This window comes from Desulfosarcina sp. (genome assembly GCF_046496365.1).
Taxonomy (GTDB): domain Bacteria; phylum Desulfobacterota; class Desulfobacteria; order Desulfobacterales; family Desulfosarcinaceae; genus Desulfosarcina.
This window is the reverse complement of the sequence record NZ_JAWOHB010000202.1, coordinates 1-7,095: the sequence shown is the minus strand read 5'-3', so window position 1 is coordinate 7,095 and position 7,095 is coordinate 1. Positions and strand designations below refer to the sequence as shown.

Here is a 7,095-nt window from a genome sequence, read left to right as displayed (position 1 = left end):
GGACGATCGTATCCGGGCTGGTTTCAAAAATGGTTCTGAACAGCTGTTCGCTCTCCTTGAGGGCCAGTTCGGCCCGCTCGCGTTCATCGATCTGCCGGGCCAACTGGATATTGGCCCGGTCCAATGATTCGTAGCTTTCCCGTCGATAGCGCTCATACCGGCGGATCTGGAAGATCACAAGCGCAATCATGCCCGCGCAGATCAACACCAGCGCCGCATGAGCGATGCGCTGCTGCAGCTGCTCGGCGGTCATCAGCCTCGCGATGTCGGCTTCGACCTGGTCCAGCTGGTGTTGGAAATCGCCAAAGTGCAGGTTCAGCCGGGCAATCCCTGCGGCCACGCTTTCGGGCGTCTTGAGGGAACCCTTTTGCTGCATTAAAAACAACTTCAACCGGACCAACTGCGCGTCGATCGTTTTTATGCGCTCGCCGATTTCGGTTTTTTCCATAAACAGCCAGAATCGGCTGCTGTGCCGATCCGGGTTCAAAAGCGTGGCAAGATGCCAGATGGACTGATCGAGATAAAGCCACAAACCATCGGAAGCGGGATCAATCTCGCCGCGCAGCAGATCGATGGCTTCGTGCTGAACGGCAGTGGCTTCCAGCTTAACTTCCTTGATCGCCATCCACAGGGGTGAGGTCAGCTCGTCCAACCGTCTGGCATTGATGTAGTGGACCCAGATGAAAACCAGCATGACCACACCCACAACCCCGACCCATGTATAGGCGCGATACAGCGCAAACAGCTGCTTGCGGTGGATGTCGGGGTTGGCGGGCTGGTCCATCTGCTTGTTTCCTCAGGGCAAAAAAGGATCGGCTGCATGCGTTGGCTGATGGTTGTGCCAGCGCATGTCAGGCATTTCCATATAACACATGTGTTTAATATTCAATTTTTTCATCAACAAACAAGCAATTTGCATGCAAGCCAGGCCGCATTTATATAACCTACCAGATTTTAAACATTTTATTGAAATTGCACGTTTCCGCCGCAAAAAAGGGGGGCCGTTGAATAGGAAAAATATTTCCCAATCGGTGCAAACCGACTGCTTCGTGGGCAACCTCAAAAATTTCCGGACCGCCCACCTGGCATCGATTTTGGCTGCCCGGGCATAAGCCGGGTCGCTCATCATACTTGACGAATTGATCCGGCGGTGAAAGAGTGTCAAAGATGATGGTTCCGTAAAAAGTCGAAATTTCAGGTTTATTGTCATCCTCGCGAAGGCGGGGATCCATAAGATTCAGATAGTTATAGCCTCCCGCCTCCGCGGGAGTGACACTGTTTGTGACTTTCTACGGGTTCATCAAAGATGGTGAACTGGTAAAAAGTCGATTATCGGACGGTGCCGTAAAAAGTCCAAGATCAAGGCTTGCGAATCCCGAGGAATGAGGCTTACTTAACGTACGTTGCAGTGACGAGGGATGAAGCGTAACGCAGATATTGGACTTTTTACGGCGCCGTCAAAGATGATAGCTACCTTTATGGATACAGGCAACATGTTGCGGCGAACACGGATCCTGGCGGTCCTGCTCCTTTTGCTTCCCCTGTCGGCCGCCGCGGCCCCCCCGCTGCCGATCCGGATCGGCGCCACACTCTCTCTTTCGGGCCGCTACAGCCAACCGGCAGCCATGGTTCGGGACGGCTACCGGCTGTGGGAAATGCAGGTCAACCAGCGCGGCGGGCTGATCGGCCGCCCGGTGGAACTGGTGATCCTGGATGACCGCAGCGATCCCGAAATTGCATTCAACCAGTATAAGCAGCTGATCCATCACGACCGGGTCGACCTGGTTCTCTCCCCCTACGGAACGCCCTTGACCCTGCAGGCCTCCCAGGTCAGCGAAGCCCGTCAGATGGTCATGCTGGCCTGCGCGGCCTCGGGCAATTCCGTCTGGGATCGCGGCTACCGGTATGTGTTCGGCATGTATGCGCTGGCCGAGCGCTATTTTATCGGCATGCTGGACCTGATGGCCAGGCAGGGCTACGACACCGTATCGATCATCTATGACGACAGCCCCTTCAGCATCGATGTGGCCGAGGGCTCGGCCAGGTGGGCCGGCCGATTCGGCGTCGCCGTGCTCCTGAAAAAGCCCTTTGTGCCCGGACAGGGCCAGTTGCCCGCGCTGATAGACACTGCCGCTGCAAAGAATGCGCATGGATTGATCATTGCCGGCTACCCGCAAGAAGGATACCGCATCCTGGAACTGCTTGGCAGGACCGGCTGGCGCCCCAGGGCCCTGGGCATGACCGTCACCCCCGTCCACCCGGACTTTTACAGCCAGGCCGGCCCCATTGCCGAGGGGATCTTCGGCCCCTCCCAATGGGAGCCCGACGAACGCATCCCTTTCCCCGGGACCAAGGCATTTATTCTGGATTTCAAAACCTTCTACGGCCGGCTGCCCTCCTACCATGCCGGTTCGGCCTACGCCAGCTGCCAGATTCTGGAGCAGGCCGTCACCAGTCTGAATGGGATCAATCACGACCGGATCAGGGATTACATCAGCGCCCTGGACACCGTCACCGTCATCGGCCGGTTCAAGGTGGATCACCAGGGCAGGCAGGTGGGCCACAACCCCATTGTGGTGCAATGGCAGGCGGGTAAAAAAGAGATCGTCTACCCCACCAAAATGCAGACCGCACCCCCTCGGTTTTAATCGCCTCCGGAGCACAGGCCTTGAATAAGAAAATCGCCCGCCCCTTTAAAAACCGCATCCTCTTGTCGATTCTGCTGCCTGTTCTGGCCGTGGGTGTCATCCTTTGCATGATCGCCACCAGTCTGATCACCCCACCCATCAGCGATTCTATCCGGGCACGCATCGATTCGGAACTGACGCACATGTCGGGCATGGCGCTTCAGATCTGTGAAAACCATCTCAACTATCTGCTGGATCTCCGGCTGGAAGATGACCGGGAGATGAACGCCGCCCTTCAGAGGGAGGCCGGCGAAGAGATCAAGAGGCTCGCCAGCCGTTTTCAGGGCATTCACATGCTGGTGCTGCGCAAGGACGGCGCGCTGGTGGCAGTCTCCGAAAAGCTGACCCGGGACCCTGTCAAGCTCCCGTTGATCAAACCGATGCCCGGTGGCGACATACGGGATCTCTCCTTTTGGGGCAACCCGGTCCGCGCGCACTATTTATACTTCCCTTTCTGGGACTGGTACCTGGTCGGCTATATTAACGAGAGCGACTACCAGGCCCCGCTGATCCTGGCCAGACGCATCATTCTCAGCGGGACATTCGGATTGTTGGGGGCTATCTGGCTGGTCCTGCTGGTGGTCGTCAACCGCTTGATCAGTTCACCGCTCAAGCGTCTGGCCGACGCCACCCGCAAGGTTGCCGAAGGAAATCTCTCTGAATTGCCCAATTTGCGCAGGGATGAGATCGGTCAGGTGGTGGAGGCATTCAACACCATGGTGGGTGGCCTGGAGAGAAAGAACAAGGAGGTGTCGGAACTCATCGCTGCCCTGAAAGAGTCCGAAAAACGTTATCGCGAACTTTTCGACAGCGCTGCCGAGGGCATCCTCGTGACCGAGGTATCCACCGGCCGCATCCGCTACGCCAACCCCGCCATCTGCCGCATGCTGGGCTATTCCGAAGCGACGCTGGTATCGATGACCATGCTGGATATTCATCCGCCGGACGAGGCCGTGCAAATATTGGCCGATTTGGCGGAGCAGCTCCACGACACCGGCAAATCGATGGCCGCAGACATTGCCTGTGTGCGCAGAGACGGCGGCACCATTTTTGCGGATATCAAGGCGACGGCGGTCGTCATCGACGGTCTCCGCTGCAATTTGGGGTTTTTTACGGATGTCACCGCCCGTCACACCGAGGCGCTGGAACGCAGGGAACTGGAAAACCAGCTCCACCGCTCGGAGAAAATGGAGGCCATCGGTCTGCTGGCCGGCGGGGTGGCCCACGACCTGAACAACATTCTCAGCGGGCTGGTCAGCTACCCCGAGCTGCTGCTTTTGGACCTGCCCGCAGAGAGCCCCCTGCGCCATCCCATAAAAACCATCGAAAACTCGGGCAAACGCGCGGCGGCCATCGTCCAGGACCTATTGACCCTGGCCCGGCGCGGGGTAGCCATTTCCCAGGTGACCAACCTGAACCGCATCGTCACCGAATACCTGCACGCTCCCGAACATGAGAAGCTGGCAAAGCACCACCCCAATGCGGTGATCGAGGTGCATCTGGATGATCGGCTGATGGACGTTAAAGGATCACCGGTCCACCTTTCCAAAACCGTGATGAACCTGGTCTCCAATGCCTTCGAGGCGGTGGATCCGGCCAGGGGATTGATCCGCCTGTCAACCCGCAACCAGTATGTGGAACGCCCTGTCCGGGGCTACGACGAGGTAAGGCAGGGCGACTATGCCGTCCTCTCGGTGGCCGATGACGGCATCGGCATCGCCCCCAAGGACCTGAAACGGATTTTCGAGCCATTTTACTCGAAAAAGGTCATGGGGAGAAGCGGCACGGGGCTGGGCATGGCGGTGGTGTGGGGAACCGTGAAGGACCACAACGGCTATATCGATGTGGAGAGCACCCCGAACCGGGGCACCACATTCGAACTGTACATTCCCATAACGCGGGAATTGCGGGCAGACGACGCCGAAACCGGCCTGATTCAAAATTATCGGGGCGATGGCCAGACGATCCTGGTGGTAGACGATTTCGCCGACCAGCGGGAAATAGCCACCCGCATCCTGGAATATCTCGGATACCGGGTGGATTCGGTCGTAAGCGGCGAGGCGGCCGTCGAATACATGCGCACCGGGCGGGCGGACCTGCTGATCCTGGACATGATCATGGACCCGGGCATGGACGGGCTGGACACCTACCGTGAGATTCTCAAATTTCATCCAGGCCAGAAGGCGATCATCGCCAGCGGCTTTTCGGAAAACGACCGCGTCCGGGAAGCTCAGCGGCTCGGCGCCCGCCAGTACATCAAAAAGCCCTACAGCCTCGAGGCCATCGGCATGGCGGTCAAGGCCGGACTCGAATGACGCCGCTGCCCGGACCCGACTGAACCCACTGGATCAGTCGGGCCGCGCCGGCGCGGCCTGACTATCTGAAAAGCCGCGTGATCTCATCCACATCAAAATGCGGCCAGGCCGCCGGCTGATCATTCTCCAGCGCGTCGATCCCGGGCCCGGCTGCCGTCACGACCCCGATTTCGGTAATCACAATTCCGGCTTGCGCCATTGCGCGCAGCAGCCGGTCCGTACGATCAGGCCGGCAGCAGATCAGCAGGCTGCCAGACCCGATGAGCCCCAGCGGGTCGATTCCCAGCAGCTCGCCCATGCGCCGCGTCTGGGGGTAAACCGGCAGCGCATCCCGCCGGATGCGAAGGCCCCTTGCGCCGGCCTGGCTCAGCTCCGCCAGTGCCGTTGCAATGCCCCCCTCGGTCACGTCATGGAGGGCGGACACCCCGCCGACGGTCCAGGCAATCCGGGCTTCGGGCAGGATGCTGATCCGGTTCTGAAAGCGGCTGCAATCGTCGATCTCGGCGGCGGTCATGCCCTTTTCCAGCAGCAGGCCCCTGAATTCAGCGGCGATGATGGCCGTACCCTCCACGGCGACGCCTTTGGTCACCAGCACCCGGTCGCCGGGAGCCATCCGGCGCTTGCGGATCAGGTCCTTGCGGGCGATCGTCCCGGCCATCATCCCGGCCACGACCGGTCGGGAAACGGCATCGGTGATCTCCGTATGGCCACCGCACAGGGTAACCCCCCAGGCGGTGCAGGCATCCCGGAGGTCGACAAAGATCCGCCGCACCTGGGCCCGGGAGAATCCACAGGGAAGCAACACGGTGGCCAGCATCCAGCGCGCCTCGGCTCCGGCGGTGGCCATGTCGTTGGCATTGATCAAGACGGCGTAGCGGCCGATGGATTCGGTGGCAAAGGTGATGGGGTCGGTCTTGAGCACCAGCACCGCTTCTCCGTCGATATCAACGGCCGCCGTGTCCTCACCGATCGACGGTCCCACAATCACCGACGGGTCGTCGATATGGCAGTCCGCCAGGAGTTCTTCGAGAAACGGGTTGGGCAGCTTGCCGGCAGGCAGTGCGATTCCCTCGGTGAGAATCGGTTCCAGGTCCAGAAGGGTTTCAACGACGAACCGGCAGTGAAGCGCCGCAGAGACCGGTCGGCCGTTGGTGAGATAGGCCGTCAGCGCCCCGGCATTGCTGCCTGCCAGCATGTCGAAGTCAAAATCACCCACCATCAGCACATGGGCGGGATCCACGTTCATTTTCCCGGCCGCCAGCAGCACCCCCTCCCCGGACGGCTTGATCTTGACCGGGTCTTCCCGGGTGACCATGACGTCGATATCGGCCAGACACAAGGATCGGAAGTTTTTCAGGGCCCTGGCCACCGACGCGCGGCTGTTGCGGGTAAGAATACCCACCGGCAGGCCGGCCTGCTTAACCCTGCGGATAATCCGCTCGGCCCCGTCATTGGGATGCGATATCGCCGCCCCCTCCAGTTCGAACCGGTCCAGCTGCCGGGCCACCTCCAGCCGCCGGGCATGGTCGCTGATGCCGGCCATGAACTCCAGCACAGGGGTTCCGTCGGGACAGCCGACAGCGCGCTTGAGCACTGAAAAATCAAGCGCACCGGGCCGGGTAAGGGTGCCGTCGAAGTCGAAGAGAACCGCATCGATGCGATACGTTTCGGCGGTCATGGCGTCAACCGGCATTGGCTTGGGGAAAGCGTTCAAGCGACTGCTCCTGGAGTCTGGGTTTCCGGACCTTGCCGGCGCATGTCCACGGAGAGGCCCTGCTGTGCCATGAAAGCGGGAATCCACCGGCCTGCTTGTTGATGTTTTCATGGCATCGTCGGGCGTCATCTCTGGTTGCGGGCCGACCGCAACCGGATGGCTGTTTTTTTGAACCCGGATGTGGTAGGCTGCCCTTGAAATCAGCAAGCCGTCCCTATAACCCAAACCACCACGCAGGCAAAGGCTTTTTTGATCCCGCCATGGATCACCCGCCCCCATACGGGAGAGAGTCGATCGGGCAGTGGCTCAGCCGCGACGGGAGCCTGCCGGGTTATTACGGGCCGATCGCCGGATTCCATAGCCAGAGGCCCAACACTCG

General features: G+C 59.9%; 4 protein-coding genes. 2 read left to right on the top strand and 2 right to left on the bottom strand.

Annotated features, from left to right (window positions below):
• On the bottom strand, window positions 1-784 hold a 784-nt coding region (locus tag R6V78_RS19350), incomplete at its 3' end, for a hypothetical protein (RefSeq protein ID WP_410291032.1).
• Window positions 785-1,493: 709 nt separating this feature from the next.
• Here R6V78_RS19350 and R6V78_RS19345 point away from each other — a divergent pair.
• Window positions 1,494-2,648 carry an amino acid ABC transporter substrate-binding protein gene (locus tag R6V78_RS19345; RefSeq protein ID WP_410291031.1) on the top strand — a complete coding sequence of 385 codons (1,155 nt, stop codon included), beginning with the start codon at window positions 1,494-1,496 and terminating at the stop codon, window positions 2,646-2,648.
• 20 nt (window positions 2,649-2,668) lie between these two features.
• Window positions 2,669-5,002 carry an ATP-binding protein gene (locus R6V78_RS19340; RefSeq protein WP_410291030.1) on the top strand — a complete coding sequence of 778 codons (2,334 nt, stop codon included), beginning with the start codon at window positions 2,669-2,671 and terminating at the stop codon, window positions 5,000-5,002.
• A 61-nt stretch (window positions 5,003-5,063) separates the two neighbouring features.
• On the opposite strand, the gene R6V78_RS19335 is transcribed toward R6V78_RS19340, so the two are convergent.
• Complete coding sequence (locus tag R6V78_RS19335; protein WP_410291029.1) at window positions 5,064-6,716, bottom strand: AIR synthase-related protein; 1,653 nt, start codon at window positions 6,714-6,716, stop codon at window positions 5,064-5,066.
• Window positions 6,717-7,095: the final 379 nt, after the last annotated feature.